The sequence below is a fragment of the Nonomuraea sp. NPDC050643 genome, assembly GCF_040654715.1.
GTDB lineage: Bacteria > Actinomycetota > Actinomycetes > Streptosporangiales > Streptosporangiaceae > Nonomuraea.
Genome location: NZ_JBFAIM010000001.1, coordinates 251,129 through 276,261, shown reverse-complemented (window position 1 = coordinate 276,261; position 25,133 = coordinate 251,129). Strand labels below are relative to the sequence as shown.

22 protein-coding genes are annotated in these 25,133 nt (G+C 72.0%); 5 read left to right on the top strand and 17 right to left on the bottom strand.

Annotated elements, in window-relative coordinates:
• Nucleotides 1–7 precede the first annotated feature (7 nt).
• The 3 genes from AB0I15_RS01205 to AB0I15_RS01195 are packed head-to-tail and all read left to right on the top strand — an operon-like array spanning nt 8 to nt 2,897.
• Nucleotides 8–1,042, top strand: a complete 1,035-nt coding sequence (locus AB0I15_RS01205; protein WP_358088196.1) for an iron ABC transporter permease — start codon at nt 8–10, stop codon at nt 1,040–1,042.
• Complete coding sequence (locus tag AB0I15_RS01200) at nt 1,042–2,085, top strand: iron chelate uptake ABC transporter family permease subunit (RefSeq protein ID WP_358088194.1); 1,044 nt, start codon at nt 1,042–1,044, stop codon at nt 2,083–2,085. Before AB0I15_RS01205 ends, AB0I15_RS01200 begins: the two co-directional genes overlap by 1 nt.
• Nucleotides 2,082–2,897, top strand: a complete 816-nt coding sequence (locus tag AB0I15_RS01195; protein ID WP_358088192.1) for an ABC transporter ATP-binding protein — start codon at nt 2,082–2,084, stop codon at nt 2,895–2,897. The genes AB0I15_RS01200 and AB0I15_RS01195 overlap by 4 nt, the downstream gene beginning before the upstream one ends.
• A 21-nt stretch (nt 2,898–2,918) precedes the next feature.
• On the opposite strand, the gene AB0I15_RS01190 is transcribed toward AB0I15_RS01195, so the two are convergent.
• The 6 genes from AB0I15_RS01190 to AB0I15_RS01165 form a co-directional block, all read right to left on the bottom strand.
• Complete coding sequence (locus AB0I15_RS01190; RefSeq protein ID WP_358088189.1) at nt 2,919–4,595, bottom strand: tetratricopeptide repeat protein; 1,677 nt, start codon at nt 4,593–4,595, stop codon at nt 2,919–2,921.
• Nucleotides 4,596–4,865: 270 nt separating this feature from the next.
• Complete coding sequence (gene ftsY, locus AB0I15_RS01185; RefSeq protein ID WP_358088187.1) at nt 4,866–6,041, bottom strand: signal recognition particle-docking protein FtsY; 1,176 nt, start codon at nt 6,039–6,041, stop codon at nt 4,866–4,868.
• A gap of 53 nt (nt 6,042–6,094) precedes the next feature.
• Nucleotides 6,095–9,808: a chromosome segregation protein SMC gene (gene smc / locus AB0I15_RS01180; protein WP_358088184.1), complete on the bottom strand. Its 3,714-nt coding sequence runs from the start codon at nt 9,806–9,808 to the stop codon at nt 6,095–6,097.
• 175 nt (nt 9,809–9,983) lie between these two features.
• A complete protein-coding gene (locus AB0I15_RS01175) occupies nt 9,984–10,178 on the bottom strand; it encodes a hypothetical protein (RefSeq protein WP_103959037.1) in 195 nt (64 codons plus the stop codon).
• A gap of 189 nt (nt 10,179–10,367) precedes the next feature.
• The gene (locus AB0I15_RS01170) at nt 10,368–10,646 is read right to left on the bottom strand and encodes an acylphosphatase (RefSeq protein WP_358088181.1); all 279 of its coding nucleotides are present in this window, start codon (nt 10,644–10,646) and stop codon (nt 10,368–10,370) included.
• Between the two features lie 12 nt (nt 10,647–10,658).
• Nucleotides 10,659–11,561, bottom strand: coding sequence for a LysR family transcriptional regulator (locus AB0I15_RS01165; protein ID WP_358088178.1), 903 nt, complete (start codon nt 11,559–11,561; stop codon nt 10,659–10,661).
• A 92-nt stretch (nt 11,562–11,653) separates the two neighbouring features.
• Between AB0I15_RS01165 and AB0I15_RS01160 the strand changes: the two genes are divergently transcribed.
• Entirely contained in the window at nt 11,654–12,850 is a 1,197-nt protein-coding gene (locus AB0I15_RS01160; RefSeq protein ID WP_358088175.1) for an MFS transporter, read from the top strand.
• On the opposite strand, the gene mutM is transcribed toward AB0I15_RS01160, so the two are convergent.
• The 8 genes from mutM to AB0I15_RS01120 all read right to left on the bottom strand — a co-directional run bounded on the left by mutM (nt 12,798) and on the right by AB0I15_RS01120 (nt 20,704).
• Complete coding sequence (mutM, locus tag AB0I15_RS01155; RefSeq protein ID WP_358088172.1) at nt 12,798–13,643, bottom strand: bifunctional DNA-formamidopyrimidine glycosylase/DNA-(apurinic or apyrimidinic site) lyase; 846 nt, start codon at nt 13,641–13,643, stop codon at nt 12,798–12,800. The genes AB0I15_RS01160 and mutM overlap by 53 nt on opposite strands.
• Nucleotides 13,644–13,807: 164 nt before the next feature.
• A complete protein-coding gene (gene rnc, locus AB0I15_RS01150) occupies nt 13,808–14,527 on the bottom strand; it encodes a ribonuclease III (RefSeq protein ID WP_358088749.1) in 720 nt (239 codons plus the stop codon).
• 213 nt (nt 14,528–14,740) lie between these two features.
• Nucleotides 14,741–14,920 (bottom strand): 50S ribosomal protein L32, encoded by a 180-nt coding sequence (rpmF, locus tag AB0I15_RS01145; RefSeq protein ID WP_033409409.1) that lies wholly within the window; start codon nt 14,918–14,920, stop codon nt 14,741–14,743.
• A gap of 1 nt (nt 14,921) precedes the next feature.
• Nucleotides 14,922–15,473, bottom strand: a complete 552-nt coding sequence (locus tag AB0I15_RS01140) for a YceD family protein (RefSeq protein WP_358088168.1) — start codon at nt 15,471–15,473, stop codon at nt 14,922–14,924.
• Nucleotides 15,474–15,545: 72 nt separating this feature from the next.
• Nucleotides 15,546–16,022, bottom strand: coding sequence for a pantetheine-phosphate adenylyltransferase (gene coaD / locus AB0I15_RS01135; protein ID WP_358088164.1), 477 nt, complete (start codon nt 16,020–16,022; stop codon nt 15,546–15,548).
• A gap of 14 nt (nt 16,023–16,036) precedes the next feature.
• Nucleotides 16,037–16,603: a 16S rRNA (guanine(966)-N(2))-methyltransferase RsmD gene (gene rsmD, locus AB0I15_RS01130; protein WP_358088161.1), complete on the bottom strand. Its 567-nt coding sequence runs from the start codon at nt 16,601–16,603 to the stop codon at nt 16,037–16,039.
• Nucleotides 16,604–16,918: 315 nt separating this feature from the next.
• Nucleotides 16,919–19,093 (bottom strand): ATP-dependent DNA helicase RecG, encoded by a 2,175-nt coding sequence (recG, locus tag AB0I15_RS01125; protein WP_358088158.1) that lies wholly within the window; start codon nt 19,091–19,093, stop codon nt 16,919–16,921.
• A gap of 66 nt (nt 19,094–19,159) precedes the next feature.
• Complete coding sequence (locus AB0I15_RS01120; RefSeq protein ID WP_358088155.1) at nt 19,160–20,704, bottom strand: DAK2 domain-containing protein; 1,545 nt, start codon at nt 20,702–20,704, stop codon at nt 19,160–19,162.
• Between the two features lie 200 nt (nt 20,705–20,904).
• Between AB0I15_RS01120 and rpmB the strand changes: the two genes are divergently transcribed.
• Nucleotides 20,905–21,090 carry a 50S ribosomal protein L28 gene (gene rpmB, locus AB0I15_RS01115; protein ID WP_049556934.1) on the top strand — a complete coding sequence of 62 codons (186 nt, stop codon included), beginning with the start codon at nt 20,905–20,907 and terminating at the stop codon, nt 21,088–21,090.
• A gap of 268 nt (nt 21,091–21,358) precedes the next feature.
• Here the strand turns inward: rpmB and thiD are convergent, their stop codons facing one another.
• The 3 genes from thiD to AB0I15_RS01100 all read right to left on the bottom strand — a co-directional run bounded on the left by thiD (nt 21,359) and on the right by AB0I15_RS01100 (nt 25,121).
• The gene (gene thiD / locus AB0I15_RS01110; protein WP_358088152.1) at nt 21,359–22,162 is read right to left on the bottom strand and encodes a bifunctional hydroxymethylpyrimidine kinase/phosphomethylpyrimidine kinase; all 804 of its coding nucleotides are present in this window, start codon (nt 22,160–22,162) and stop codon (nt 21,359–21,361) included.
• Nucleotides 22,163–22,170: 8 nt separating this feature from the next.
• On the bottom strand, nt 22,171–23,922 hold the full coding sequence (locus AB0I15_RS01105; RefSeq protein WP_358088149.1) for a hypothetical protein: 1,752 nt from the start codon (nt 23,920–23,922) through the stop codon (nt 22,171–22,173).
• Nucleotides 23,923–24,152: 230 nt separating this feature from the next.
• Complete coding sequence (locus AB0I15_RS01100) at nt 24,153–25,121, bottom strand: thiamine-phosphate kinase (protein WP_358088146.1); 969 nt, start codon at nt 25,119–25,121, stop codon at nt 24,153–24,155.
• Between the last annotated feature and the right edge of the window lie 12 nt (nt 25,122–25,133).

The window sequence follows — 25,133 nt, the reverse complement described above, 5'->3', positions numbered from 1 at the left end:
GACACGGGTGAGCGCAACCGCCGTCGCCCCACGCCTCCAGGGCATCAGGACCCGCCGGCTCGGCGTCCTGCTCGCGCTCCTCGCCGCCGTACTGGTCGCCGTGGTGCTGAGCATCACGATCGGCTCGAAGTCCGTGCCGCTCGCCGACGCCTGGACCGCGCTCACGGCCCCGACCGGTACCGAGAACGACATCGTCATCCGCTCCCTGCGTGTCCCGAGGACCGTCCTGGGCATCCTCGCCGGGGTCTCGCTCGGGGTGGCGGGCGCGCTCATGCAGGGCCACACCCGCAACCCGCTCGCCGACCCGGGCCTGCTCGGCGTCACGCAGGGTGCCGCGTTCGCGATGGTGGCCTCGATCATCCTGCTCGGCGCCTCCAGCCTGCTCGTCTACATCTGGTTCGGCCTGGCCGGCGCGCTGGTGGCGAGCGTGGCGGTGTTCGCGCTGGGCATGGTCGGCGGCAGGGGCGGCCCGACGCCGGTCACGCTCGCGCTCGCGGGCACCGCCGTCAGCGCCTTCCTGTACGCCCTGACCTCGGCCATCGTGCTCCTCGACGAGCAGGCGATGGACGTGTTCCGCTTCTGGCAGGCGGGCTCGATCGCGGCCAGGGGCGCCGACGTGGTGTGGCAGGTGCTGCCGTTCATCCTGGTGGGGCTGGTGCTGGCCATGATCAACGCCCCCGGCCTGAACGCGCTCTCGCTGGGCGAGGACGTGGCCCGCAGCCTCGGCCAGAACATCGCCATGACCCGGACCGTCGGCGTCGCCGCCGTCACCCTGCTGTCGGGCGCGTCGGTGGCCGCGTGCGGCTCGCTGGCGTTCGTCGGGCTCATCGTGCCGCACCTGGCCCGCCCGCTGTCGGGCACCGACCATCGGTGGCTGCTGCCGTACTCGGGACTGGTGGGCGCGGCGCTGCTGCTGTTCGCCGACGTGATCGGCCGCGTGGTGGCCCCGCCGGGCGAGCTGGAGGTGGGCGTGGTGCTCGCCCTGCTCGGCGCCCCGTTCTTCGTCGCCCTGGTACGCCGCAGGAAGCCCGTACGACTGTGATGACCACTCTCCCCCTGCGCGTGGCCGGCCTGTCCTGGCAGGTACGGCTGCGCGGCCTCGCCCTCACCCTGACCGGCCTGGTCCTGCTCGCCCTGCTCATGGCCCTGAACATGCGCATCGGCGACCTGCCGATGACGCTGGCCGCGGTGGTCGCGGGCACGTTCGACGTCGACAGCCCGGCCCACTTCGTCATCATGGAGCTGCGCCTGCCCCGCGCCCTCACCGGCGCCCTGGTCGGAGCCGCGCTCGCGCTGTCGGGCGCGATCATCCAGTCCATCGCGCGCAACCCGCTGGCCAGCCCCGAGATCCTCGGCGTCACCACCGGCGCCTCGGTCACGGTCGTGGCCGGCGTGGTGGCCAGCGGCAGCGCGTACGGCGGCGTCAGCGGCCTGCTGTCCACCCTCGGCATCCCGGCGCTCGCCCTGCTCGGCGGCCTGATCGGCGCGGCCGTCGTGTACGGCCTGGCCTGGCGGCGCGGCCTGGACGGCTACCGCCTGGTGCTGGTCGGCATCGGCGTGGCCGCCGTGTTCACGAACGTCAAGTTCTGGCTCCTGACCGTCGGCGACGTCAACGACACCAGCCGCGCCATGGTCTGGATCAGCGGCTCGCTCAACGGCCGCGGCTGGGAGCACGTGACACCCACGGCGCTGGCCCTGGCCGTACTGGTGCCGCTGACCCTGCTCGGCACCCGTTCACTCGACGCCCTGCGCTTCGGCGACGACACGGTCACCGCGCTCGGCGTCCGCATGAACCTGGCCCGAGCGCTGATGATCCTGGCCGCCGTGCTGCTGGCCGCCGTGGCCACCGCGTCGGCCGGCCCGATCGCGTTCGTGGCGCTGGCCTCACCGCAGATCGCGCTGCGGCTCGCCCGCTCGGCCCAGCCGCCGCTGCTGTGCTCGGCGGTCATCGGCGGCGTGCTCACCACGGGCGCCGACCTGATCGCCAGGACCACCTTCTCCCCGCTCGAACTGCCCGTCGGCATCGTCACCGCCGTGCTGGGCGCCCCGTACCTGATCCATCTGATCTGGAGGTCGCGAAAGTGAGACTGCAGGCCGCCGACGTCAAGCTCGGGTATGGCGACCGCCTCATCGTCGACGGGCTCGACCTCGGCATCGAGGCGGGCACCGTGACCACGATCATCGGCCCGAACGGGTGCGGCAAGTCCACGCTGCTGCGCGCCCTGGGCCGGCTGCTCAAGCCGCAGGGCGGCGAGGTGCTGCTGGACGGCAAGCGCATCGACAAGATCCCCACCCGCGAGGTGGCCAAGGTCCTCGGCGTGCTCCCCCAGGCCCCCACCGCCCCGGAGGGCCTGACCGTGGCAGATCTGGTGGCCAGGGGCCGGCATCCGCACCAGACCTGGTACCGGCAGTGGTCCTCGGACGACGAGGGCGCTGTCGCCGCGGCGCTGGACATGACGGGCCTGGCCGACCTGGCCGAACGGCCGCTGGACGAGCTGTCGGGCGGGCAGCGGCAGCGGGCGTGGATCTCCATGGCCCTCGCGCAGGGCACCGACCTGCTGCTGCTCGACGAGCCCACGACGTTCCTGGACCTGGCCCACCAGGTCGAGGTCCTGGAGCTCGTACGGCACCTGCACCAGGAGGCGGGCCGCACGGTCGTCATGGTCCTGCACGACCTCAACCTGGCCGCCCGCTACGCCGACCGGCTGGTGGCCATGCGCGACGGCCGGGTGATCGCCTCGGGCACCCCGCACGAGGTGCTGACGGAGGAGCTGCTGCTCGAGGTGTTCGAGCTGGACGCCAAGGTCATCGCGGACCCGGTGGCGGGAACCCCTCTGGTGGTCCCGATCGGGACACGTTCCCACCAGCGCCCGGAGCCCGCCGAACCCCGCGCCTGACCCACCGGACCCGTCCGGGCGTCACCCCTCGGTGAGCGCCCGCCGCACGTCCTCGTCGTCAGGCGCCAGCTTCACGGCCCTGAGCAGGTCCTGCCGCGCCTGATGGGCCAGCCCCGCCGCCCGGCCCGCCACCGACCTGTTGAACAGCAGCTCCGCCGTCTCCTCCAGCTTGAGCGCCTGCGTCAGATCGGCCAGCGCCGCCTCGTTGTCGCCGCGCTCGAAGGCCAGCTCGGCCCGGCCCGCCCAGGCCGCCACCAGGTCGGGATCGCCCTCCAGCGCTCGGTCGAAGGCGATGCGCGCCTCCGGGTAGTGCTCCTCGGCCAGCTCCACCTGCCCGAGCACGCACATCAGGTGGGGGTCGCGGGGCGCGTGCGCCAGGCCCAGCTCCACGTCCTGCCGGGCACGGGCGTACTCGCCCGCGGCCACGCGCAGGCCGCACCGGTTCACGTACGCGGGCACGAACTCCGGGTCGAGCTCCAGCGTGTGGTCCAGGTCCGCCCGGGCCCCGCCGAGGTCTCCGGCGGCGTAACGAAGCTCGGACCGGTTGTAGTACGCCTCCGGGAAGGGCGGGCTGAGCCGCATGACCGCCTCGTAGTCGGCCAGCGCCTCCTCCTCCCGGCCCAGCTCGTGCAGCAGGTTGCCGCGGTCGAGGTAGTGGTCGGGGTAGCCGGGGTCGGCCTCGACGGCCCGGGTGAGGTCGGCCAGCGCCGCCTCCCGCCGCCCGGCCATGGCCAGGAGGTGGGCCCTGTTGGCGTACAGGACCAGCTTGTGGATCGGGTGCTCACCGGGCAGGTGTGTCTCGGCCAGCTCGATGGCCTGCCGTACCAGGTCCATGGCGGCCTCGCGGCGGCCCCTGCGCAGCTCGACCAGGGCCTTGCCGTTGAGGTCGAAGCCGAGGTGGAAGGCCCGTTCCCGGGGGTCGGGCAGCAGGGAGGTGATCGTGATCGCCTCGTTGACCCAGGCCAGGGCCTCGTCGGGGTCGCGGCGGGAGCGGTCGTGGTGGCGTACGAGGATCATGGCGGTGGCGTAGGCCATGGTGGCGCGGTGCCGGGGATCGGTGCTCTCACGCCTGCCCCGGTCGTAGAGCGCGCGGGCCTCGTCCTCCCGCTCGACGGCCTCCAGCGACGCGGCCACCCGCTGGATGAGCCGCTGCCACAGCTCGGGATCGTCCTCGTACGCCAGCCCGCGCAGCCTCTCCAGCCCCGACTCGGCCATCGCGTGGTGGAAGCCCTCGTCGCGGTAGCGGTCGAAGTCGGCGCGCAGCGGCCCCGCCGCGGGCGCCGACCGGCCCTCCTCGACCCGCAGGAGACCGGGGTCGAGCCGGCGCCGCAGCACCTCCACGAGCTCGGCGTCGGTGGGGTCGGCCGCGGCGAGGTTCTCGACGATCACGGTGAGGGGCCCCGACCGGCCCAGATGGTCGCGGACGAACTCGGCCAGCCCGTTGGCCAGCCGGAGGCTGCGGCGGGCGCCGGGGATCAGGATGCGCTGCGCCCTGGGCAGGCCGTCGGCCAGCGAACGCCGGCGTGCGGGCACGGCCGCGCGCAGCTCGGGAGCGGCCGCCCGGATCTCGATGTCGTGCGCGGCGGCCAGCTCGGGCCAGCGTGCGAGCGCGGCCGGGACCAGGTGGCCGAGCAGCCCGGCGGCCAGGGTGTAGGGGCCGCCGATGCGACGGTCCGCGTCGAGGATGATCGTGTCCACGTGATCCTCTTCCGTGGTCCGGACGGCCGGCGTCCCCGTCCGGGACGCCGGCCCGGGCTGCTCAGGGTTGGTGCCTCGGCGCAGCCGCGGCGGTCGGCTTCACGGTGCCGGGCTTGTGGACGACGATCTTCTTCATGGCGCCCTTTCACGTACATTGCGGGACCGAGCGATCATTGATGACCGCAACATGTCAACACAACGGAAAGTGACGGATCAAGACTTATCTGGTAACGGGCAGTGTCGCAATGATTACGGTACGGCCGAAACCGGTCACTCACCCAGGATCGCGTCCACGAACACCTCGGGGTCGAACGGCGCCAGGTCGTCGGCCCCCTCGCCCAGCCCGGCGAGCTTGACCGGCACCCCCAGCTCCCGCTGCACCGAGATCACGATACCGCCCTTGGCGGTGCCGTCGAGCTTGGTCAGCGCGATGCCGGTGATGTTGACCACCTCGGCGAACACCTGGGCCTGGCGCATGCCGTTCTGGCCCGTGGTGGCGTCGAGGACCAGGAGCACCTCGTCGACCGTGGCCTTCTTCTCGATGACCCGCTTGACCTTGCCCAGCTCGTCCATGAGCCCGGTCTTGGTGTGCAGACGGCCGGCGGTGTCGATGATGACCACGTCGACCTTCTGCTCGATGCCCTTGGCGACGGCGTCGAAGGCCACGGAGGCCGGGTCGCCGCCCTCGGGACCGCGCACCGTGTCGGCGCCCACCCGCTCGCCCCAGGTCTGGAGCTGGTCGGCGGCGGCGGCGCGGAAGGTGTCGGCGGCGCCGAGCACGACCTTCTTGCCGTCACCGATGAGCACGCGGGCCAGCTTGCCGGTGGTGGTGGTCTTGCCGGTGCCGTTGACGCCCACCACGAGCACGACCGCGGGCCGCTCGCCGTGCTTCTGGACGTGCAGCGTGCGGTCGAGGCCGGGGTCGATCTGGGCCAGGAGCTGCTCGCGCAGCAGGGCCCGCAGCTCCTGCGGCGAGCGCGTGCCCAGCACCTTGACCTTGGTGCGCAGCTCCTCGACGATCGCGTGGGTCGGCGCGACGCCCACGTCGGCCGTGATCAGGCGCTCCTCGATCTCGTCCCACACCTCGTCGTCGAGGCGGTCGCGGGAGAGCAGCTCAAGCAGGCCGCGCCCGAGCGCGCTCTGCGAGCGGGACAGGCGCTCGCGCAGCCGCACCATCCGGCCCGCGGACGGCGGCGGAACCTCGACCTCGGGCTTGACGACGACCGGCTCGGCCGGCTTGACCGGCGGGGGAAGCGTGGTGGTGGCGCCCTCGCCCTCCTCGCCCGCGCCGGCGGGCCGCTTCTCCTTCTCCTCGGGAAGCGTGGGGGCCTCGGGCGGCTGGACCGGCGGGGGCGCCTTACGCCCCGGCCTGAAGAGCAGGAAGAGACCGCCGGCCGCCAGCAGGGCGACGACGGCCACGATCACGATGACGCCGAGGTAATCCACAAGATGTCAGTTTTCCAGATCGACCGGCATGGTCACGCACAAGGCCACACCGATCAGGCCGATTCGCGCTCCCTGAGCCGCTGGCTGACCACCTGTGTCACGCCGTCACCGCGCATCGACACGCCGTAGAGGGCGTCGGCGATCTCCATCGTGCGCTTGTTGTGGGTGATCACGATGAGCTGTGAGCTCTGCCTCAGCTCCTCGAACAACCTCAGCAGCCGCTGCGTGTTCGTGTCGTCGAGCGCGGCCTCGACCTCGTCCATCACGTAGAACGGCGACGGCCGCGCCTTGAAGATCGAGATCAGGAACGCCACCGCGGTCAGCGACCGCTCACCGCCCGACAGCAGCGACAGCCGCTTGACCTTCTTGCCCGGCGGCCTGGCCTCGACCTCGATGCCGGTGGTCAGCATGTCGGCGGGCTCGGTGAGCACCAGCCGGCCCTCGCCGCCGGGGAAGACCCTGGTGAAGATCTGCTCGAACTCACGGGCCACGTCTTCGTAGGCCGAGGCGAACATCTGCTCGACCCGGTCGTCGACCTCCTTGACCACGGTCATCAGGTCGCGCCGGGTCTTCTTGAGGTCTTCGAGCTGGGAGTTGAGGAAGGCGTGCCGCTCCTCCAGGGCCGCGAACTCCTCCAGGGCGAGCGGGTTGACCTTGCCGAGCTGGTTCATCTGCCGCTCGGCCGCCCGGGCCCGCTTCTCCTGCTCCTCGCGTAGGTAGGGGACCGGCGGGTCGCCGGGGACCGGGGCCTCGGGACCGTATTCGGAGATCAGGGCCTCGACCTCGACGCCGAACTCCTCCAGCGCCCGCTGCTCCATCTGCTCCAGCCGCAGCCGCTGCTCGGTGCGGGCCACCTCACTGCCGTGCACCCGGTTGACCAGTTTGTCGAGCTCCTGGCCCAGCTCGCGGACGCGCAGGCGCACCTGCTTGAGCTCGGCGTCGATCGCCACCCTGGCGAGGTCGGCCTCGTCGCGCTCCCTGGAGGCGAGCTGGACGGACGCCGCGAGCGCCCGGAGCACCTGCTTGGCACCTTTGCTGACGGCCTCGGCCACGGCGGCCTGTCGCCGGCGCCTGGCCCGCGCGGCGGCGGCCTGGGCGCGTTCGTCGCGCTCCCGTCTGGCGGCCCTGAGCAGTCCGTCGGCGCGGCCCTCGATGCCCCTGACACGCTCTTCGGCGGTGCGCACCTGCAGGCGGGTGTCCATCTCGCGCTGCCTGGCGCCCTCGCAGGCGATCGCCAGGTCGTCGCGGAGGTCGGTGGTGGGCTCGGACTCCAGCTCCTGGGCGTATTCGGCCTCGGCCAGCCGGATCTCCAGCTCGGCCAGCTCTTCGAGGCCCTCGGCGCGGGCCTCCTCTGCCCTGGTGACGCTCCCGGCCAGCCGCTCGGCCTCGGCGCGGGCGGCGTTGGCGGCGGCCTCGAGCTGGGCCAGGCGCCTGGCCGCGGCGGCGTTGCGCTGGTCGGCCTCCCGCTGACGGCCTCTGACCTGGTCGAGCGCGCCCTGAGCGGCGCTCACCCCGGCCTGGGCGGTGGTGACGGCGGTCTGGACCTCGCCGACGTGGGCCTGCGCGGCCTCCAGCGCCACCTGCGCGGCCTGCTCGCGCGCGATCGCCTCGTCCAGGGCCAGCGCGGTCTCCTCGGCCCTGGCCTCCGCTTCCTCCAGGTCTCTGACGGCCTCGTCGAGCGCGGCCCTGACCTGCAGCACGGACGTGCCGCCAGCCGATCCGCCGGTGACCAGGTGGGCGCCGACCAGGTCACCCCCCTCGGTGACCGCTCTCAGCTCGGGGCGGCGCTCCACCAGCGACCTGGCCTCTTCGAGGCCGGTCACGAGGACGACGCCTTCGAGCACGTGGTCGAGGGCGGGCCGCAGATGGTCGGGCACCGTGACCAGCTCGGCCACCCACCGCCCGCCGTCGGGGGCCGCCGGGCGGGCCTGCCGCGCCGCGATGCGCCGCTCTTCGGCGCGAGCGTGGTCTCCGCCGCCCGCCAGCGCCACCAGAAGCGTCGCCTGGCCCGCGGCCTCGGTGCGGAGCAGGTCGAGGGCCTCGACGGCGGTGTCGAGCGCCTTGACCGCGATCGCCTCGGCGACCGGGCCGAGCACGGCGGCCACCGCGGGCTCGGCCCCCGGCGTGACCTGCATCGAGGCGGCCAGCGGGCCCAGCACCCCGCCCAGGTCGGCGTCCAGCAGGGCCGCGCCTCCGTCGCCCTTGGCCAGGCCCAGCTCAAGGGCGTCGCGGCGGGCGGCCAGGGCCGCGACGGCGCGCTGGGCCTCCTGGTCGGCGGAGCGGGCGCCGCCGACCCCGGCCTTGGCGGACTGCAGGGCGGCGCGCGGCGCGTCGAGGGCGGACTTGGCCTCCTCGGCCGCCGCCCTGGCCTCGTCGGCGGCCAGTCTGGCCTCCTCGACCACGGCCTGCGCGGTGGCCAGCTCTTCGGCGAGCGCCGGGTCGACGGCGGGCTCCTCGATGCGCTGGGTCTCCAGGTCGTCCCTGGCCTGGCGTTCGCGCTCGCCGGCGTCGGCCACGGCCTGCTGGAGCCGCCCGATCTCGTCCTCGGCGGCGCGCGAGCGGCTGCGTACGGAGTCCACCTGGCCGCGCAGCTTGGCCAGGCCCTCGCGGCGGTCGGCGGCGGCCCTGGCGGCCAGCGCGAGACGCTGCTCCTCCGCGCTCAACTCGGCCTCGGTCGCGGCCCGCCGCTGGACGGCGTCCTCCAGCAGCTCATGGGCCTGCTCGAGCTCGGCCTTGAGGATCAGCTCCTGCTCGCGCGCCTCGGCCGCCTCGCGTTCGAGGTCTTCGGGGTCGCGGCCACGGCGCTCGATGGAGGCGGCGTCGACCGCGTGCCGGTGGCGCTCGGCGGCCAGTTGCTCCAGGCCGGTGATGCGCTCACGCAGGGACGACAGCCTGAAGTAGGTCTCCTGCGCGGCCGTCAGGCGCGGCTGGGCCTCGGCCTCGGCGCTCTCCAGCGCGGCCTCGCGCTGCTGCCCCTCGGCCAGCTCGGCCTCGACCTGCTGCCGCCGGGTCGTGACCGCCGCCTCGTCGGCGGCCTCGCGCTCCAGCTTGCTCCGCAGGATGCACACGTCGTCGGCCAGCAGCCGCAGCCTGGCGTCACGCAGGTCGGCCTGGATGACGGCGGCCTTGCGGGCGATCTCGGCCTGGCGGCCCAGCGGCTTGAGCTGGCGGCGCAGCTCGGTGGCCAGGTCTTGGACGCGGGTCAGGTTGGCCTGCATGGCGTCGAGCTTGCGCAGCGCCTTCTCTTTGCGCTTGCGGTGCTTGAGGACGCCCGCGGCCTCTTCGATGAAGGCCCGCCGGTCTTCCGGGCCCGCGTGCAGCACGGCGTCGAGCTGGCCCTGCCCCACGATCACGTGCATCTCACGGCCGATGCCCGAGTCGGACAGCAGCTCCTGGATGTCGAGCAGGCGGCAGGTGTCGCCGTTGATCGCGTATTCGCTCTGCCCCGACCTGAACATCAGCCGGCTGATCGTGACCTCGGTGTAGTCGATCGGCAGCGCGCCGTCGGAGTTGTCGATGGTCAGGGTCACCTCGGCGCGGCCCAGCGGGGGCCGCGAAGAGGTGCCGGCGAAGATGACGTCCTCCATCTTGCCGCCGCGCAGCGACTTGGCGCTGTGCTCGCCCATGACCCAGGCCAGGGCGTCGACGACGTTGGACTTGCCCGAGCCGTTGGGACCGACGACGCAGGTGATGCCCGGCTCGAAACGCAGAGCGGTCGCGGAGGCGAAGGACTTGAAGCCGCGCAGGGTGAGGGTCTTCAAATACAAGCGCGGCCCCCTTCTCCCTGAACGGACTTCGGAAAAGCCTACTGGTCCTCACTGCCCCACGCGGGCACCTACAGTCGCACCGCGCCGAGCTGGGTAAAGGAAGCTTTCCGAAGGAGGGCAAATAACAAGGGACGCCTCTTCGAGACGTCCCTAGGGTCTTGCGCTCCGATCACTCTCAGGTGAGTGCCGGCTCGCGCTCCTGCATGCGGCTTAGCGCCTCTTCGCGGGTTTGCGCCGCAAGAGCGTCATTGGTGGCCTGAAGTCGGATGAGTTCTGCCTCCAGATCCCGGATACGCTGCTGCAGGCGGCGCATCTCCGAGACCATCCGAGGGTCAGGACCGCCGACGTGGCCGAGTAGAGCCTTCGCCATGGTAAAGGGTCCTCCACGCTGAGTGACCAGACTGGTTCGCGCACTTCTATTCCGCGGGAGGGGTGCGCGTGGTACCTAACAAGAGTCGCACCGGCAGTGTGGGCGGTCAAGTCGAACGAACCGCTGAGCCCCACTGGTAGGCACTCCCGACATACAACTATACCCTATTTGGGCGGTTAATCGAAAGCCCTACCTCTCCACAAACCCGCCCAAACTACCTCGGGGTTCGCTCCAACGTTCTACTACTCCATCCACCCTGCCCGGCGTGTCGCAACCTCTGAGCAGCTCCAGCAGCTTGACGCACGCCTCCCGCGGCCCCTCCGCGACCACCTCCACCCGGCCGTCCTCGGTGTTGCGCGCCCACCCCGCGAGTCCCAGCTCGAGGGCACGCGCCCGGGTCCACCATCGGAACCCCACACCCTGGACCCTGCCCCGTACCCAGGCGGTCAGCCGGGTGTTCTCCGTCATCTCGTCTCCCGTTCACGCGACCAGGGCCTGCGCGACGGCCGCCCGATCGGCCGCCGCCTCGCCGAAGGCCAGGATGGCGGCCGTCTCCCCGGCCTTCAGCCAGGCCAGCCCGAAGATCGACGCGGGCAGTCCGGTGACGGGGACGAAGCTGATGTCCGGGCGCTCGTGCTGGGCGGCCGTGGGCGTGCAGAACAGCATGCCGCCCCTGTTGAGCGCCACCTGGGTCAGGCCCTCCTGGGTGGTGGCCACCCTACCGGCGCGGGGAATCGGACGTCCGGAAGGGGTCACGGAGGGTGCGATCCGCTCGTGCCACGAGCGCGGCGCCGGCCCGTCCAGCCCGATCAGCGGTACGGAGGCCAGCTCCTCCACCCCGACACCGGCCCGGCCGGCGAGAGGATGGCGGACGGAGACGCCCAGCCGGTGGGAGACGTGGTTGAGCTCCCCACCGGTCGCCAGATCGGGCTCGGCCAGCGGCAGCAGGGTGAACGCGATGTCCACGTGCCCGGCCCGCAGCTTGCCGAAGGGGTCGGAGAGCGGGATCTCGACCAGCTCGACCGCGCATTCGGGATGGCGCCGCTCGAACGCGCGCACGCTGCCCGTGACCACGTCGGTGGGCGTGGCCAGGAACCCGACCCTGATCGCCCCCGTCACCTCCCTGGCCGCCGCCTTGACCCGGCTCACGGCCTCGGCCAGGCCGTCGTAGGAAGGACGCAGATCGGCCAGGAAACGTTCGCCCAGCGGGGTGAGGCGGACGCGCCGGCTCGTCCGGTGGAAGAGACGGCCGCCGATCCTCGTCTCCAGCGAGCGCAGCACCTGGCTCACCCGGCCCGGCGACAGGTAGAGGCGCTCGGCCGTACGCGCGAAGTGCAGTTCCTCGCTCAGCACGATGAAGCACTCCAGCTCCCTGAATTCCATCCCCGCCTCCGGCAGATCGCTTAGCCCACCTAAACCAAGCCTTCGACCTTCGTCATTGTTCCCGCCACCGGGACGGCCGGAGGCTGGACGGCATGACGACCATGACCGATCTCCCCAGCCCCGTACGGGCGCGCTGGCTCGCCGTGGCCTCGGTCGCGCTGGGCACCTTCACCATCGTGACCAGCGAGATGCTGCCCGTCGGCCTGCTGACCTCGATCGCCGCCGACCTCGGCGTGTCAGCGGGCACGGCGGGCCTGACGATGTCGGCGCCCGGCCTGGTGGCCGCGGTGTCCGCGCCCGTGCTGGCGGTCACCGCGCGCCGCCTCGACCGGCGCGTCCTCCTGCTGGGGCTGATGGCGGTGCTGGCGGTGGCGAACCTGGCGGCGGCGCTCGCCCCGAGCCATCCCGTCATGCTGGCCGCCCGGGTGCTGACCGGGGTGAGCATCGGCGGTTTCTGGGCCTTCGCGGCGGGGCTGGGGGTGCGACTGGTGCCCGAGCGGTCCGTGGGGCGGGCCACGTCGATCATCCTGGCCGGGGTGTCGGTGGCGTCGGTGCTGGGGGTGCCGGCGGCGACGTTCGTCTCATCGTTCGCGGGGTGGCGCAGCGCGTTCGCCGCGATGGGGGCGGTGGCGCTCGCCCTGCTCGTGCTGCTGGCCGCGACCCTGCCGTCCCTTCCGGGCGCTGAGCCGCCATCTGAGGACCGCCCGTCCCCCGGGGCACGCCGGGGGCAGGGCGGGCGGTTCACGTGGCTCTCAGGGCCGCTCCGGGTCGTCCTCGTCCTGACCGCGCTGATCGTCTCCGGCCATTTCGCCGCCTACACCTACGTCCGCCCGTTCCTGGAGCAGGTCTCACACGCCGGACCCGCCCTCGTCGGCACCGCGCTCCTCCTGTACGGCGCCGCCGGCGTGGCCGGCAACTTCGCCGCGGGCGCGTGGGCGGCCAGGAACCCCAGGCTGGTCCTGGTCGTGCTGGCCTCGCTCATGGCGGTGTCCACGGCGGCCCTGCCGCTGATCGGCCAGCCCCTGGTCGCGCTGGTGGTGTGGGGCCTGGGCTACGGGGGCGTCGGCGTGACCCTGCAACTGTGGATCATGCGCTCCGGCGGCGGCGAGCTCGGCACGGCGCTCTTCGTCGGCGCCTTCAACGTCTCCATCGCGCTGGGCGCGTTCGCCGGCGGCCGGATCGTGGACGGGGTGTCGATCCCCGCGGTGATGTGGGCGGGGACCGGGCTGGCGGTGGTCAGCGTGGCGGTCGCTGGCATCTGGGGCAGGAGTAGGACGAACGGTTCATGAACGCCTCCCGCCTGATCGCGGTGCCGCAGCGGGAGCAGGGCAGGTCGCGGCGGCCGTACGCCTCGAGCGAGCGGTCGAAGTAGCCGCTCTCGCCGTTGACGTTCACGTAGAGGCTGTCGAACGACGTGCCTCCCTGCTGCAGGGCGGCGCCCATGACCGTGCGCACGGCGGTGAGCAGTTCGGCCACTTTGGGACGGGTGAGCGTGTGCGTGGGCCGGGCCCAGTGCAGCCGCGCGATCCACAGGGCCTCGTCGGCGTAGATGTTGCCGACGCCGCTGATCAGGGACTGGTCGAGCAGCGCCCGCTTGATCTCGGTGCGCTTGAGCCTGAGCCTGCGGGTGAACTCGGCCTCGTCGAACGCCGCCTCGAACGGGTCGGGGGCGATGTGGGCGATCGGCTGCGGCACGCCGCCCACCAGGGAGGTGAGCATGACGTGGCCGAACGTGCGCTGGTCGACGAAGCGCAGGTCGGGGCCGCCGTCCTCGAAGCGGAGGCGTACGCGCAGGTGCTTCTCCGGCGGCGAGTCCTGGTCCACGACCAGGAGCTGGCCGCTCATGCCCAGGTGGGCCAGCAGGGCCTCGTCGGCGCCCGACAGCGGGAGCCACAGGTATTTGCCGCGGCGCTCCGCGGACAGCACCGCGCGGCCCTTGAGCCGTGCGGTGAACTCGTCGGCGCCCTGAATGTGGCGCCGGATCGCGCGGGGGTGCAGCACCTCCGCCGCGGCGATCTCACGTCCGATCACCCATTGCGCGAGGCCGCGCCTGACGACCTCGACCTCCGGCAGCTCAGGCACTTCGGACCTCGCCCTCTGAACGCTCAGGCAACCTAACTCTCACCTTTTGGACAACACTCACATGCCCGTCCCGGCTTCCGGGGCGCGTCGTCGGAGCCTGTCCGGCTCGCGTGCAATGCGACGCCCGAAGGCCGGTGCGGATCGCCGAGCGCGGGCACCCGCGCTCAGCCCGCGGGCTGGCTCTCGCGCTGCTCCCTGCGGGCCCTGATGCGGGTCCAGGCCGCCTCGGCCGCCTGCTGCTCGGCCTCCTTCTTGCTGCGGCCGGTGCCCGACCCGTAGGCCTCGCCGCCGACGCGCACCATGGCCGTGAACGACTTGGCGTGGTCGGGGCCGCTCTCCTCGACGTGGTATTCGGGCACGCCGAGCGCCTCGGAGGCGGTGAGCTCCTGCAGCGAGGTCTTCCAGTCGAGCCCGGCGCCGAGCGAGGCCGAGCGCACGATCAGCGGGTCGAACAGCAGGTGGACCACCCTGAACGCCTCGTCGAGGCCCTTGTCGACGTAGATCGCGCCGATCAGCGCCTCGAGGGTGTCGGCCAGGATGGAGGACTTGTCGCGCCCGCCGGTGCCCTCCTCGCCCCTGCCGAGCCGCAGGAACCGGCCGAGGCCGAGGTCTCTGGCCACGTCGGCCAGCGCCCGCATGTTGACCACCGCGGCACGCAGCTTCGCGAGCTGGCCTTCCGGCAGGTCAGGGTGGTTGCGGTAGAGGGTGTCGGTGACCACCAGGCCCAGCACCGAGTCGCCGAGGAACTCCAGGCGCTCGTTGGTGGGCAGGCCACCGTTCTCGTACGCGTAGGAGCGGTGCGTCAGCGCCCGCTCGAGAATGTCGGAGTCCAGGCCGACCGCCAGGACCCGCTCCAGCTCGTCTCTGGCGACCTCGACGGCCACCGGCTTAGGACCTGCGCCCACGTGCTTCCTCCTCGGACATCTTCACATGGCGCGTCGGCTGCGAATGATGCCCGAAAACGTGGTGGGCGTCGGGGTAACGCGTAGCCCCGGCGTCCACCACGGCCGCGGGCGAACCGCCGCCGCACGCATCTGAGACGGTAACGCCGACCGAGGCACAATTGCACCCGGTCGGCATCACGTCAACCTAGCGAATCAGGCGGACGGCTCGATGACCTGACGACGGTTGTAGGTGCCGCAGGTGGGGCACGCGATGTGCGGCTGCTTGGGCGAACGGCACTGCGGGCAGCTCACCAGGGCGACAGCAGTCGTCTTCCACTGGGAGCGACGGGCGCGGGTGTTGCTCCGCGACATCTTTCGCTTCGGGACGGCCACGTCACTTCTCCTGATCGTTATCTTTGTCGGTGGTCAGACCTTGCAACGACGCCCAACGGGCGTCGATCTTCTCGTGCCGGTGATCGTCGCCGGCCTCGGCCAGCTTGATCCCGCACTCCGTGCAGAGACCCTCGCACTCCTCGCGGCACACGGGGCTCAGCGGCAGTGCGAGCACCACCGCGTCACGGAACGTCGGCTCGAGGTCGAGCAGCTCTCCGTCGAGCAGTGAATCCTCCTCCGAGGCGTCCTCGTCGGAGTAGAAGAAGAGCTCCTGAAGGTCGACCTCGATCTCCGAGGTGACCGGGTCGAGACACCGCGCGCACTCCCCGGCGAGCGGGGCCTGCGCCGTGCCTGTCACGAGCACGCCTTCCATCACTGCCTCGAACCGGAGATCCAGCTCGACTTCGGCGTCCTTGGGGACACCGATCATGTCGACGCCGAGGTCCACCGGTGCCGGGAGGGTCAGGGTCATCTGCCGCATCGTGCCCGGCCGCCTACCCAGGTCGTGAGTCGAGATCACCCAAGGGGAGCGGGGGTCGAGGTGCTGAGTCATCCTGCTCTCGCTAGGCATGGCGAAAAAGATCGCCGTCGTACAAGGCCGAAATGAAAGGATAGCAGGTCGCGGTCAGCCCCTGAGCCGCTCGATGAGCAGCTTGTGTACGAGGTCAGGCACGAGACCCGAGACGTCCCCGCCATATCGGGCGATCTCCTTCACCCTGGAGGAGGACAGGAACGAGTATTCGGGGTTGGTGGGCATGAAGAGCGTCTCGACCCCCGACAGACGGTAGTTGAGCTGCGCCATCTGCAGCTCGTAGTCGAAGTCGCTGACGACCCTGATGCCCTTGACGATGGCGGGGATGTCGTTCTGCCTGCAGAAGTCGACCAGCAGGCCGTGGAACTTCCGCGTCTTGACGTTCGGGTACTCCTTGGTCACGGTCTGCAGGATCTCAATCCGTTCGTCCACCGTGAACAGGCTGCTTTTCTCGACGTTGATGAGGACTGCCACGGTCACCTCGTCGTACAGCCGCGCTGCGCGGCCGATGATGTCGAGATGACCATTGGTGATGGGGTCGAACGACCCCGGGCAGACTACGCGGCGCAAGACGCCTCCCAGGTCTACGGGTTCCCGGCGGCGCGACCGTACCAAACGGATGCTTCGCCATAACGACGGACCCTCTCCTCAACGTAGCCTTCAGGCCACATCAGGGACTTTCCCCTGCTTTCCCTTTCGAACGCCACCAAAGCCCCACCAACCAGCCAGCCGTTGTCGCGTAGCAGGGACAGCGTCCGGTCCACCTCGCCGTCGGGCACGGCGTAGGGCGGGTCGGCGAACACGATGTCGTACGGCTCATCAGGCGTTTTCCCGAGCACCCGCTCGACCTTGTCGGCCACGACCTGGGCTCCTTCGAGGTCGAGCGACTGGATGTTGGCCTTGATCGTGCGCACGGCCTTCGGGTCGGACTCGACGAGCACGGCCTCGGCCGCGCCCCGCGACAGGGCTTCGAGGCCGATGGCCCCCGAACCGGCGTACAGGTCGAGGACCCGGGCGTCGTGGAGTCCGTACAGTGAATCGAGCGTCAAGAAGATCCCTTCTCGCGCCCTATCGCTGGTGGGCCTCGTCCCGCGCCCTGGCGGCACGGCCAACCGCCGTCCACCGGCGGTGCCTGCGATGATCCGCGTCATGTGACCCATTGTTCCGCATGTTCACGCAGGTCAAGAGTGGACAAGTGTCTGCCTCGAGTGCGCAAGGGTGATTCACATCCGGCCGGCGGGCCCGCATGATGAGTCTGCGGCCTTCAAGGTGACCCACATGAAGGCCGACCGGCGTGATCGTGAGCCCTTCCGCACGCCGGTTCCCTCGGCACCTGACCCGAGGGTGGGCCCAGCCGGGGACGGCATTCGGGGGGAGGCCGTCCCCGCGGCTGGGTTCTTTCTTCTTCACGGGAGACCCGGCCGCCCGCGCCCTTCCGAGCGCCAGGAAGCCCTCGCCCGCCCGCGTCAGGTCTTCTCCAGATATTCCGCCCGCTCGTCCGCCAGCAGCCGGTCGATCTCCGCCCGCAGGCCCTCGTGGGCCGTCAGCTCGGGATCCTCGGCCAGGAGCGCGGCCGCCTCCTCCCGGGCGGTGGCGATCACGTCCTCGTCTCTCAGCAGTTGCAGCAGCTTCAGCGACGACCGCTTGCCCGACTGCGCCGCCCCCAGGACGTCGCCCTCCCGCCGCTGCTCCAGGTCCACCCTCGACAGCTCGAACCCGTCGAGCGTGGCCGCCACCGCGTCGAGGCGGGCGCGGGCCGGGGTGCCCTCGGGGAAGTCGGAGACCAGCAGGCACAGGCCGGGCAGGCCGCCCCGGCCCACACGGCCGCGGAGCTGGTGGAGCTGGGAGACGCCGAAGCGGTCGGCGTCCATGATGATCATGACGGAGGAGTTGGGCACGTCGACGCCCACCTCGATGACGGTCGTGGCCACCAGGACGTCGAGCTCGCCCCGCGTGAACGAGCGCATGAGCGCGTCCTTCTCCTCCGGCGGCAGCTTGCCGTGCAGCGTGCCGACGCGCAGGTCGTGGAAGGGCCCTTCGGACAACATCTCGGCCACCTCCAGGACCGCGAGCGGCGGGCGGCGCTCGTCGTCCGTGGCCGCCGCCAGATCGCCCTCGTCGCCCTCCAGGTCGCCGATGCGGGGACACACGATGTAGGCCTGCCGGCCCAGCCCCACCTCCTCCCTGACCCGCTGCCAGGTGCGCTCGAGGTAGTGGGGCTTCTCCGCGGCCGGGACCACGTGGGTGGTGATGGGGGCACGGCCCGACGGGAGCTGGGACAGCGTCGAGACCTCCAGGTCGCCGAAGACCGTCATGGCGACCGTGCGCGGGATCGGCGTGGCCGTCATGACCAGGACGTGCGGCCGGCCCCCGCCCGCCTTCTCGCGCAGGGCGTCGCGCTGCTCCACGCCGAACCGATGCTGCTCGTCCACCACCACCAGCCCCAGGTCGGCGAACTGCACGTGCTCCTGCAGCAGCGCGTGGGTGCCCACGACGATGCCCGCCGTGCCGGAGGCCGCGTCGAGCAGGGCCGCGCGGCGGGTGGCCGCGCCCATCGAGCCGGTCAGCAACGTGACGGCCGTGCCGCCGAACATGCCGCCCTGCGCCAGGTCGCCCAGCATGTTGGTGATCGAGCGATGGTGCTGCTGGGCCAGCACCTCCGTGGGCGCCAGCAGCGCCGCCTGACCGCCCGCGTCGACCACCTGCAGCATGGCCCGCAGCGCCACCACGGTCTTGCCCGCGCCGACCTCGCCCTGCAGCAGCCGGTGCATCGGGTGCTCCAGCGCCAGGTCGGCGGCGATCTCCTCGCCCACCTGCGCCTGCCCCTCGGTCAGCGAGAACGGCAGCCGCCCGTCGAAGTCGGACAACATCCCGTCGGAGCGCCTGGGCCGGGCCTTGGCGGGCCACGCGGTGGCCGCCTGGCGTCGCTGGAGCAGCACGGCCTGCAGCACGAACGCCTCGTCGAACTTCAGCCGCTTGCGCGCCCGCCCCATCTCGGCGAAGTCCTTCGGCCGGTGGATGGCCACCAGCGCCTCACCGAGGTCCTGCAGCCCGTGGCGGGCCCGCAGGCCGGCCGGCAGCGGGTCGTCCAGCGGGCCGAGCGTGTCGAGCACGACGCCGATCGCGCGCCTGATCGCCCACGGCGTGAGGTCCTTGCCCGCCGGATAGATCGGCACCGGGGCGGCCGCGAACTCCTCCGCGCTCGCCTCGCTCTCCTCGAACAGCTCGAACTCGGGGTGCGCGAGCTGCCAGCGCGGCTTGGCCCGCGCCCCGAACAGGCCCACCTTGCCGGCGAACATGCCGCGCCGCCCCGGCTTGAGCCGCGACTCGGCGACGTGGGAGCCCTTGCCGAAGAACGCCAGGTAGATCCGGTTGCCGTTGCCGTCGACGACCTCGGCCTCCAGCCAGGTGCCGCCCCGGTTGCGCATGGGCTTGCGCATCGCCCTGGTCACCTCGCCGACCACGGTGACGTGCTCGTCGACCTCCAGCGCGTCCAGCGAGGTCAGCTCGCCTCGCTCGGCGTAGCGGCGCGGGTAGTGGCGCAGCAGGTCGCCGACCGTCTCCAGGCCGAGCACACTGTGCAGCAGCTTGGCGGTCTTCGGGTCGAGCGCCTTCGTCAGGGGCTCGTCGAAACGGCTCACGGCATTAAGTTCTACCGCCTGCGGCCGACAGGAATCCCGTTCGAGCCCCTCACTCGCCGCTTTCCCTCACTCCACGCCGATCAGGAGCGGGTAGCCGCCCTGCTCGCCGTCGTACACCACGAGGTCGACGTCCGGCCGGGTACGCCCGAGGTGCTCCTCGACGCGGCCGGCCAGACCCTCCGGCGCCCGCGCGCCCGTGACCAGCGTGACCAGCTCGCCCCCGCCCGCCACCATGCGGTCCACCACCGTGGTGGCCACGCCGTCGACCGAGTCGCCGATCACCGCCACGTCCCCGTCGATCATGCCGAGCACGTCTCCCGGCCGGCACACCCCCGCGCTCGTGAACGCCTCCTTGTCGGCCACCGTCACGTGCCCGTACCGCGTGTGCCCGGCCGCGTCCGTCATCGCCACCACGTCGTCGTCGAAGCGGCGCAGCGGATCGTGCACGGCCAGCGCCGCCAGGCCCTGCACGGTCGCCTTCGTGGGCAGCACGCTGACCGCCACCCCGTCCTCGCGGGCGATCTCCGCCGCGGCGGCGGCCACGGACCTGACGCCCTCGTCGTTGGGCAGGACCGCGACCTCGCCGCCCGCCTGCCTGATCGCGGCCAGCAGGGCGGGGAGCGTGGGCCGGGTGCCGGGCGTGCGGCGTACCACGATCGCGCCGCACTCCTCGAAGAGTGCCGCGATCCCGTCGCCCGCCGCCACCGCCACCACGCCCCTGCCCGCGCCGCCGCGGTGGGTGCGCTCGGCCAGGTACGTGATCCTGATCCGGTGCGGACGGCCCGCCCGCAGCCCGGCCTCGACGGCGGGACCCGCCTCGGCCACGTGCACGTGGACGTTCCACAGCCCGTCGCCGCCGACCACGACCAGCGAGTCGCCCATGCCGTCGAGTTCCTCGCGCAGCGCGGCCACCGCCCGGTCGTCGGCGTCGAGCAGGTACATCACCTCGTAACCCGCCCCCACCTCCGTCATCGGCGAGACCCGGGCGGTCGGCGGCGGCACGTCGTAATGGCCGATGTGGGAGCCGGAGATCACGGCGGCCAGCGTCTCCAGCACGATCGCCGCCCCCGCGCCGCCCGCGTCCACGACGCCGCTGCGGGCCAGCACCTCGAGCTGGTCGGGCGTACGCCGCAGCGCGGCCCGCGCCTCCCCCGCCGCCTGCCGCGCCACCTCGTGCAGGTCCCCGTCCAGCCCTTGCACGGCCCGCGCCGCCGACTCCAGCACGCTCAGCACGGTGCCCTCGACCGGCCTGGCCACCGCCTCCCTGGCCAGCAGGGCGGCCCTGAGCAGCCCGGCGCGCAGATCGGGGCCGTCCTTCAGCACCTCGGCGAGACCGCGCAGCGCCTGGCTGACGATGACCCCCGAATTGCCGCGCGCCCCCACCAGCGCGCCGTACGAGAGCGTCTGCCACACCACGGCGACGTCCACGTCGTCGGGCAGCGACTCGACGGCCTCGGCCGCGGACAGCATGGTCAAGTGCAGGTTGGTGCCCGTGTCGCCGTCTGCCACGGGGAACACGTTGAGCGCGTCGATCTCCGTCCTGGCCTGGCCGAGCGCGTCGGCGGCCAGGCGGGCCCACCTTCGCACGGCGGGTGGGTCGAGGATCTTCATCTGGGCCCTCCGACCTCCCCGAATGCGCTACCGTTGTTGGAGGAGAATATCGCCGCCCAGGATTCGGTCCAGATGCTCTGGTTCGCGTCCATCGGGGTGGATCGGATATTCTCGTGTGGCTCGCCGGTTGTCCCGGCATGCCCTCCGCCCGGAAAGCATCAGCGGACAGGGCTATATCGACTGTTTAAAGGAGCGATACCGTGGCTTCCGTCTGCGATGTCTGCCGCAAGGGGCCGACCTTCGGCAACAACGTGTCCCACTCTCACCGCCGCACCCGCCGTCGTTGGAACCCCAACATCCAGACGGTTCGCGCGGTCATCGGCGGCACGCCGAAGAAGCTGAACGTGTGCACCTCGTGCATCAAGGCGGGCAAGGTCACCCGCTAGTTCCCACTTCCGCGCAAGCCCGTCGCTCCGGCTGGAGTGGCGGGCTTTCGCCGTCCCAGGCGCCCCTTCACACGGCCTCCCCGGCCCGGACGGCCGTGTGGCGTCACTGTTTCGTCGCGGTCGCCCGGAAAGTCGTCCACGCGGCACCTGAGCGCCGGACGTGGTCGTCCTGCGTGGGCCCGGGCGCCGGACATGGCCGTTACGCGGGGACCCAGGCACCGGACGTGGTCGTTACACGTTGGGCCCGGGCCGGATGCGGTCGTGCGGGTCAGCGCCAGCGCCAGGCGTGGTCCACCGGGCCGATGCCGCCGCCCAACGGGAAGCCGCGGCCGATCGCGCCCGTCACGTACTCCTTCGCCCGGCCCACCGCCGACGGCACGTCGTCCCCCAGCGCGAGACGGGAGGCGATGGCCGAGGCCAGGGTGCAGCCGGTGCCGTGGGTGTGGCGGTTGTCCAGGCGTTCGGCGGTGAAGCGGTATTCGGCCGTGCCGTCCGTGAGCAGGTCCACCGGCGCCCCGGGCAGGTGACCGCCCTTGATCAGCACCCAGACGGGCCCCAGCTCGAGTACGGCCTCCGCCGCCCTCCTGAGCCCGCTCTCGTCCTCGACCTTCACCGACGTGAGCTGCTCGACCTCCCACAGGTTCGGCGTCACCACGGTGGCCACGGGCAGCAGCCGCGTGCGGAGCGTCTCGACGGCCTCGGGCACGAGCAGCGTGTCGCCGTGCTTGGACACCCCGACCGGGTCCACGACGAGAGGCGCGGCGTAGGCCCCGAGCACGTCCGCGGCCAGCTCCACGAGCACCGGAGAGGCCAGCATGCCGGTCTTCACCGCCTGCGCGCCGATGTCGCCCAGCACGGCGTCGAGCTGCGCCCGTACGGCCTCGGGCGGCAGCTCCCAGTAGCCCTGGACGCCCAGCGAGTTCTGGGCCGTGACGGCGGCGATCACGCTCATGCCGTGGACGCCCATGGCCAGCATGGTCTTCAGGTCAGCCTGGATGCCCGCGCCGCCCCCGGAATCGGAGCCGGCGACGGTGAGTACGCGTGGAGGGGTCGAAACCGTCATGTCCCCCATCCAACCACTCAGCTGACGGCGCACTCCCCGCTGACCAGCCCGCAGTTCTGCGCCTTCGAGCCCTTGCCGGTGGCCGTGAACGAGACGTCGACCGAGTCTCCGGCCCCCAGCGGCACCGACAGGTCCAGGATCAGCAGGTCACCGTCCTGGGTCCATTCGGCGCCGGCCACGTCGAGGACCTTGCCGTCCACAGGAACGGAGATCGTGGGGCTCTGCAGCGTCGCCGGAGAGGTGTTGGAGAGCTGCAGGTCGGCCGTGTAGCTGGTCAGACGCTGCTTGATCGTCTGCTGCACGCTCACCGAGCCGCCGCTCGGCCCTCCGTCGGTCCCCGAGCTGGTGGGGTCGGGGGTGGCGCCGGTGGTCGGCTCGACGCCCGTGTCCGCGTCCAGTGTCGAAGCCTCCTCGCTCGGCGACTCCGTCACCTCCTCTTCGGGCAGCGGGTCGTCCGTCGGCTCCTTGGTCGGCTTCTGCGACACCTTCTTGGACTTGGTGGGCGTCGGCGTGGGCGAGGCGCTCTTGCGCGGCTGGCGCACGCTGTACGAGGCCGTGGGCGTCGGAGTGTCGGAGGGCGCGCTCTCCTCTTCCTCCGTCGGCTCCTCCTCGACCGGTCCGGCGTCCTCGGCGGGCTCGGAATCCTCGGAGACCTCAGGCGCCGGCTGACCGGTCGTGGTCTGTACGGAGGCGGCGCACGTCGTGCCCTGGCACTTGCCGGGGTCGGTCGACGAGCTCATGAACTTGACGCCCGCCACGGTGCCACCGAGCACGACCGCCACGGCGGCGACCGAGAGCAGCGCCACCCGGCCCTTGCCGGCCCCGGTGGGAGCGGCGAGCACGTCGTCTCCACCACCACCGCCGCCACCGCGTCCGCCCTTGCGGCGACCTCGGCGGCCCTTGGGCTCGTCGGGCTCGTCCATGCCCGAGTCGGACGACCAGCCGGAGCTCAGGAAGCCGGTCTCGGCCTCCGCCCAGGCGGGCGCCTGGAGGGCCACGGTCGGCTCGCCGGCCACCTTGATGTCGCCAGGCTCCGGCGGGCCACCCTGCCCGGGGCCCGCCGGGGCGTCGAACCTGGCGGTACGGTCGGCGGGCCCGTCGAACGGGTCGCGCTGATCGCCCGCCGGCCCGCCGAAGGGGCCGTCGAAGGGCCCTGGACGGTCGAAGAAGCCGTTCTGGGCGGGGGCGTCGAAGGCGCCCGGATGCCCGGGCGCGGCCTGCCCGTCAGGGCCGGGGACACCATCGGGCCCGAGCGTCCTGCCGGGCCCCTGCGGACCACCGGGCATACCGCCGGGGCCGCCCTGCATACCGCCAGGCATACCTCCGGGACCCGGCATGCCGCCGGGACCGCCGGGTCCGGGCAGTCCACCGGGGCCCTGCGGGCCGCCGGGTCCGGGCATACCGCCTGGTCCGGGCATACCTCCGGGGCCCTGCGGGCCGCCGGGGCCGTGGAAGGGGCCGGGAAGGCCGTCAAAGGGGCCCGGTCCCGTCATGGAGTGCGGGCGGTCGCCCTGCTGGTCCCAGTCGAGCGGGCGGGCGAAGGCGCCCGTCGTCTCGAACGGACCGGCCTCTCCTCCCCGCCGCCCTGGGGGCGGTGAGAAGGCGCCAGCCGGGTCGTTGGCCGGTGGGAAGCCGCTGGCGGAGTCGGTGGGCAGCGCGAAAGCCCCGGTGGTCTCGAACGGCTCCGACTGCGGCGCGCGCGAATGCGGCCCGTCGGTACGCCGTGGCATCGGGGCCCACTGCCCCGTCACCTCGGGCTGGTCGGGCAACGAGGGCCAGCCTGGCGGCTCAGCCTGCTCGTCAGGTCCCCAGAAAGCGCTACCGTTCCCCCGTTCATCCCCGTCATCGGATCCACCTGTGCCGTGGCGGCCCATGGCTGCCCTTTCTGCCGGTTACAGTGGCCGCCAATCTTCATAACACCTTTGCTACGCCGTTGTCACAGCAATCCCACTAGTCGTACCCCAAATCAGCGAATTATCACGTAAATCGGGACAACTCATCACCCAAAGTGATCCCACCCGCGTTGTCCAATTTCACGGCCATAGACGAGGACCCCATCGCCCTCGATCACCCGGCCCACGACGCGCCACGACGACGGCAGTCGTACCTCTGGTGGGAACGTTCCGGCCAGGGCGTGATCCTCGCCACCCGTGAGCACCCACTCCAGCGGATCGCTCCCGAGCTCCTTGGCCGCCGCCGCCACCGGCTCCCCCACCGCGAACGCCTGGGGATCCAGCTCGATGCGTACGCCGCTGGCCTCCGCGACGTGGCCGAGGTCCTGCAGGAGGCCGTCGCTGACGTCGAGCATCGCGCTCGCGCCCAGCTCGGCGGCCTGGGGTCCGGCCGCGTAGGGAGGACAGGGCCTGCGGTGCCCGGTCACGGCCTCGCGCAGGGCCGGGGAGTCCAGCGGGGTGCCCGCCTCCAGCAGGGCCCAGCCGGCGGCGGCGTAACCCAGCCGGCCCGCCACCGCCACCACGTGCCCCGGCTCGGCCCCCGAGCGCAGGACCGGGGCCCGCCCGCCGAGGTCGCCCAGCGCGGTCACCCCGATGACGACCAGGTCACAGCGGGTGACGTCGCCCCCGGCCACGCTCGCGCCGACCTGCGCGCACTCGTCGGCGAACCCTTCCGTCAACGCGTCCAGCCAGGCCAGGGGCAGGTCGGCGGGGATGCCGAGGCCCACCACGATCGACGTCGGCGTGGCGCCCATGGCGGCCACGTCGGCCAGGTTCTGGGCCGCGGCCTTACGTCCTACGTCATAGCCGCTGGACCAATCGCGGCGGAAATGCCTACCCTCGAGTAGTAGATCCGTTGAGACCACCACACGACCGTCAGGCGCTCTGACCATGGCGGCGTCGTCACCCGGGCCGAGCATTACCGCCGCGCTCTGGGGCAGACGTCCGGTAATACGATTTACCACACCGAATTCGCCGAGATCTCCGACTGTGATGACGCACCTCCTGACGCACACAGGGTACGGTTA

Excerpts from the sequence above, each read along its gene's own strand:
- AB0I15_RS01120 (WP_358088155.1), bottom strand. The coding sequence starts at position 20,704 with ATGAAGATCCTCGACCCACCCGCCGTGCGAAGGTGGGCCCGCCTGGCC.
- thiD (WP_358088152.1), bottom strand. The coding sequence starts at position 22,162 with ATGGGGGACATGACGGTTTCGACCCCTCCACGCGTACTCACCGTCGCC.
- AB0I15_RS01170 (WP_358088181.1), bottom strand. The coding sequence starts at position 10,646 with ATGACGGAGAACACCCGGCTGACCGCCTGGGTACGGGGCAGGGTCCAG.
- AB0I15_RS01200 (WP_358088194.1), top strand. The coding sequence starts at position 1,042 with ATGACCACTCTCCCCCTGCGCGTGGCCGGCCTGTCCTGGCAGGTACGG.
- AB0I15_RS01165 (WP_358088178.1), bottom strand. The coding sequence starts at position 11,561 with ATGGAATTCAGGGAGCTGGAGTGCTTCATCGTGCTGAGCGAGGAACTG.
- AB0I15_RS01140 (WP_358088168.1), bottom strand. The coding sequence starts at position 15,473 with ATGACTCAGCACCTCGACCCCCGCTCCCCTTGGGTGATCTCGACTCAC.
- rsmD (WP_358088161.1), bottom strand. The coding sequence starts at position 16,603 with ATGACGCGGATCATCGCAGGCACCGCCGGTGGACGGCGGTTGGCCGTG.
- AB0I15_RS01160 (WP_358088175.1), top strand. The coding sequence starts at position 11,654 with ATGACGACCATGACCGATCTCCCCAGCCCCGTACGGGCGCGCTGGCTC.
- AB0I15_RS01175 (WP_103959037.1), bottom strand. The coding sequence starts at position 10,178 with ATGGCGAAGGCTCTACTCGGCCACGTCGGCGGTCCTGACCCTCGGATG.